General features: G+C 66.0%; 2 protein-coding genes and 2 pseudogenes. 2 read left to right on the top strand and 2 right to left on the bottom strand.

Annotation, left to right across the window (positions count from 1 at the left end; genetic code table 11):
- Together AC5RVV_RS17115 and AC5RVV_RS17120 are read left to right on the top strand one after the other, a co-directional pair.
- Positions 1 to 196: pseudogene (locus tag AC5RVV_RS17115) on the top strand (MerR family transcriptional regulator); the annotation flags it as partial.
- Between the two features lie 245 nt (positions 197 to 441).
- Positions 442 to 1,311, top strand: coding sequence for a transposase (locus AC5RVV_RS17120; RefSeq protein WP_494002574.1), 870 nt, complete (start codon positions 442 to 444; stop codon positions 1,309 to 1,311).
- On the opposite strand, the gene AC5RVV_RS17125 is transcribed toward AC5RVV_RS17120, so the two are convergent.
- Positions 1,234 to 2,280: an IS110 family RNA-guided transposase gene (locus AC5RVV_RS17125; RefSeq protein WP_494002575.1), complete on the bottom strand. Its 1,047-nt coding sequence runs from the start codon at positions 2,278 to 2,280 to the stop codon at positions 1,234 to 1,236. The two genes, AC5RVV_RS17120 and AC5RVV_RS17125, sit on opposite strands and share 78 nt — an antisense overlap.
- A 226-nt stretch (positions 2,281 to 2,506) precedes the next feature.
- A pseudogene (locus AC5RVV_RS17130) lies at positions 2,507 to 3,073 on the bottom strand (IS256 family transposase); the annotation flags it as partial.

A 3,073-nucleotide genomic window follows, 5' to 3' on the forward strand; every position in this document is an offset into this window, starting at 1 on the left:
CGACATGGTCGACAACCTCCTGGCCAACCGCGAACTGCTGATGATGCCAGCTGGCTTCCAGGCACGGCCCGACCATGCCACCCGGTACGGACTGATCAACCACCACCGCGGGGACGAGGAGCCGACCTTCGTGCGGCTGACGAAACTGATGGAAGCGAAACTTCGAGCAGCCGGTGTCGACGTTCCGTACCAGTGAGCCCGGACTTGGTCTGCCTAACGATCCTTATGGACGCCAGGCACCGGCCGGAATTAGGTGCGCCAAGGCGAGAGCCCCGGAGCTCCCAGAGCGCCTTCCTCGCTCAGCGCTCGAACCAGCACTCGACGCCCGGCTCCGTGATCAGGTGCCGGGGGCGGAAGACCGGTCCTCGAGACGGCCAACTTCAACGGGACTGTAAGAAGAACGGTGTGTGAGGGTCCGGCCTGATCCGAAAGGAGACGGCCGTGTCAGAGTTCACGACCGAGATGACAGAGGCGATGATCGATCCCGTGACGGGAGAGATCATCGATCAGAAGGAGCTGGCCGAACGGCTGCTCGCTCAGGCCAAGGAGCAGGGCGTGAGTCTGGTGGGCCCTGGTGGGCTGCTGAGCCAGCTCACGAAGAACGTGCTCGAGACGGCGCTGGAGGCGGAACTGACCGAGCACCTCGGGCACGAGCACGGCGAGACTCCGATCGCGGCCAACATGCGCAATGGCACCCGGTCCAAGACCGTGTTGACCGAGATCGGTCCGGTCGAGATCGAGGTGCCCCGGGACCGGGACGGGTCCTTCGAGCCGGTGATTGTGCCCAAGCGGAAACGGCGCTTGGACGGGATCGATCAGGTCGTGCTCTCCCTGAGTGCCCGGGGTTTGACGACCGGGGAGATCGCCGCGCACTTCGAGGAGGTCTACGGGGCCAAGGTCTGGCAGGGACACCATCAGCCGGATCACGAAAGAAGGTCGCCGGTGAGCTGGCCGAGTGGTCCGCCCGGCCGCTGGATCCGATCTATCCGGTGCTCTTCGTCGATGCGATCGCCCGTCTTGGTCCGCGACGGTCAGGTGCGCAACACCCCGTTCTGCGTCGTCATGGGCGTCACGACCAATGGGGAGCGGGAGATCCTGGGCATCTGGGCCGGCGACGGCGCTGAGGGCGCCCGGTTCTGGCTGCAGGTCTTCTCCGAGCTGAAGAACCGGGGCGTGGAAGACGTGCTCATCGCCGTCTGCGACGGATTCGGGGGACTGTCCCTAGCTCCTCTGTCAAGCAGCGAGGATGAGCGTGCGGGCTGCGGAGGTTTTCTGATCGTCGATCAGAGCTCGATATACGACGTCGGATAGTCGGCGTTTGAGGACACGCAGTGCTTCCATGCCGCCGTCCCCGCCTGCTTTGCGGCGGGCGAGAAGCTCTCGCGCGCCCGGGTGGCAGCGGGCCTGGGTGAGCGCGATCCGGTGCAGCGCCGCGTTCAGCTGTCTGTTCCCGGTACGGGAGAGCCGGTGCCGGGCCTTGTTCGACGACCATACCGGCAGCGGGGCAGTGCCGTTATGGCGTGCGTAGGCGTCCTTCGAGCGGAACCGCGTGATGCCTGCGGTCTCTCCCAGGATTTTCGCCGCCGTCAGGGACCCGCAACCGACGATCGCCAGCAGCGCCGGAGCGATGACGGTGATCCGGCGGCTGAGTTCGGCAGTGAGTTCATCGATCTCCTCGGTGAGGCGGTGCAGATGGGTGAGGAGCCGTTGAGCGAGGTCGGCGACGATCCCGGAGAGGCCGTCCAGGTGGGATTTGATGCGTGCGAACGCGCTGTCCCGATCAAGGTTGGCCGGGGCCGCCCAGGCAGGATCGAGCTCGTGCAGGTGCCAGCGGAGCCGGCTGATGACGCGGGTGCGTTCGGCGACGAGGTCCTCGCGGTGGTCGACCAAAAGGCGGATCTCGCGTTCGGTGCCGTCGAGACGGGCGACGGGCAGATCGGGTTCTCGCAGGGCGGCACGCGCGATCGAGAGAGCGTCGATCGGGTCGGACTTGCCGAACGTGCGGGCGCTGTCCCGGACATGGGACATCAGCTTCGGAGGTACCCGCACGACCTGTTCGCCGGCCGCGAGGAGGTCGCGTTCCAGTCGTCTGCTCAGATGCCGGCAGTCCTCGATCGCCCAGAGCCGTTCCTGATCGTCATGCTTGTTCGCCCATGCCAGCAGGGCCAGATGGTCGCTGCTGGTCGTGCCGATCGTCTTGACCGCGATCTGCCTGCCGACCTGGTCCGCGATCACGGCCGTGTGGGAGTGCTTGTGGGCATCGATCCCGATGATCACCATGGTCCTGTCTCCTTTCCTTCTACGGGTAGGGGCAGGACCGGCCGGTCGGCATATCCCAGTCAGGGGCGATGCCACGCTCCTCTCAAGCCAGGCCGGCCGGTCCGTCCGTGCCAGCCGGCCGCACTACGGACACTAGCCACGGAGGCGAAAAACGGTGGAGCGAACCAACCGGCACTCCAAAATAGTGACACTGGGATAGACGGTGTGTGGGGTCCGGCGGTTTTCATCAGTGGGAGGTTCTCTCGAACCGACCGGCGAAGGTGATCGCGAACGCGTTGAGCGCGGGCTTCCACCTCATCACCCAGCGTGCCCGGCCGCCGCCGGTAGGGTCAAGAGACCGGGTGACCAGGTAGAGGCACTTCAGCGCCGCGGCCTCGTTGGGGAAGTGCCCGCGCGCCCTGACCGCCCGTCGGTAGCGGGCGTTGATCGACTCGATCACGTTCGTCGTGCAGATCACCGAAGCGGATCTCCACGTCGTACTCGAGGAACGGCACAAACTCCGCCCAGGAGGACTCCCAGAGCTGCACGATCGCTGGATACCGCTGGCCCCACTCGGCCGTGAACTCGGCGAACCGGTCCTTCGCGGCCTGCTCACTCGGTGCGGTGTAGACCGGCTTGAGCGCCTTGACGATCCCGTCGCGGTGCTGCCGGCCGGCGTAACGGAAGCTGTTGCGGATCAGGTGCACGATGCACTGCTGCACCACCGTTCGCTCCCAGATGGTCGTGATCGCCTCCGGCAGGCCAAGAGCTAAGTCGCAGACGGCGATGAGCACGTCCTCGACGCCCCGGTTCT

The sequence above is a fragment of the Arthrobacter sp. MDT2-34-1 genome (assembly GCF_059091365.1).